Origin of the sequence: Tsuneonella flava (assembly GCF_002870965.1) — a bacterium.
GTDB classification, from domain to species: domain Bacteria; phylum Pseudomonadota; class Alphaproteobacteria; order Sphingomonadales; family Sphingomonadaceae; genus Tsuneonella; species Tsuneonella flava.
In genome coordinates this window covers 1-997 of record NZ_PHSO01000021.1, presented here as the reverse complement: position 1 = coordinate 997, position 997 = coordinate 1, and the positions used below count along the sequence as shown (strand labels likewise).

The 997-nt window shown below is 52.7% G+C and carries 3 protein-coding genes; 1 reads left to right on the top strand and 2 read right to left on the bottom strand.

Translation table 11 applies throughout. The features are described from left to right. Positions 1 to 264 (top strand): hypothetical protein (locus CV013_RS15385; protein WP_232806613.1); only part of this gene is annotated, 264 nt, incomplete at its 5' end. On the opposite strand, the gene CV013_RS16105 is transcribed toward CV013_RS15385, so the two are convergent. Together CV013_RS16105 and CV013_RS15605 are read right to left on the bottom strand one after the other, a co-directional pair. Next, on the bottom strand, positions 237 to 575 hold the full coding sequence (locus CV013_RS16105) for a DUF7716 domain-containing protein (RefSeq protein WP_123639914.1): 339 nt from the start codon (positions 573 to 575) through the stop codon (positions 237 to 239). The genes CV013_RS15385 and CV013_RS16105 overlap by 28 nt on opposite strands. After that, positions 572 to 997, bottom strand: a 426-nt coding sequence (locus CV013_RS15605; RefSeq protein WP_198591890.1) for an HNH endonuclease, incomplete at its 5' end; no start/stop codon positions are given. The genes CV013_RS16105 and CV013_RS15605, both read right to left, overlap by 4 nt.

The window sequence follows — 997 nt, the reverse complement described above, 5'->3', positions numbered from 1 at the left end:
GTCAGGATTTTTCGCGCGCCATTGGGTCACCTAGCAACCGGCATGGTCGCCGCCGCCCTCCTCGCAGGCGGCGACGCGTTCTTCGCGGCAAAGGCAAACATCGAGAAGGACGACTTCAGCCGATCCATCCAACTCATTGCTCAAGATGACGGCGCATCATGGTGCGGATTTGCAAACGCCCCCATTATCCAAGATCGTAACGGGCTATCCTACTGCGCCATAGCCATGCCGAAGTATCAGGCTGAGGCAGACGGCGGTGAGTGAGGCGAGAACGCGTCGTTTTCAAAATAGTAGTGAACGGCATCGCAAAACTCTGCTCGTGTCGCCTCTGGATTAACCTTCTTGAGATGATCTTGAACCGATCTGATATCCTGTATCGACAAAAACTCCTCCATCGCATGTTGCTCGACTTGCAATGGTGTAAAATCGTCGGAACCTAGCTCTGCCTCATCTGGGTTAAGAACTATGCATTCAGATTCCACAGTAATGGGCAGGTTACGGCGCAGATAAACCCAGTCTCGCCATGAGTATGACGACAAGTTATCAAGGACTTCGGCTAGCGTTCGGATAGTCATTCTGTTCCCCAATTTGAGTAACCACCGGAACCATCAGAGTGCAATGAATCCTGTGCCGGACCACTCGTGGTATGCTGATCACGTGGCACTAATTGCATCTGGCCGGGGTTATCTCCATGGTGCCATGTCACATCTGGCGTAGGTGCTGAGCGAGGATACGCACCTCTTACCCCCGGTCGAACTCCATCAACAATTCCCGGATACAGATTTTCCATTTGAGTGGAGAACGACGGATCGGCCTCGAATGCCTCATGAAGTGCTTGGTTTGAAAGCTGATTATGGCGCTGCCGTGAAACACCCGGATAAGCACTATCTGGCAGTTGAACTTCAAATGCATTTGAATAGTGAGGGCTATCAAGCGGACGTACCGTAGAGCCGCTTGGTGTGCCGATTCCCCCCTTTGTGGCACCCGTCCCCCTTTC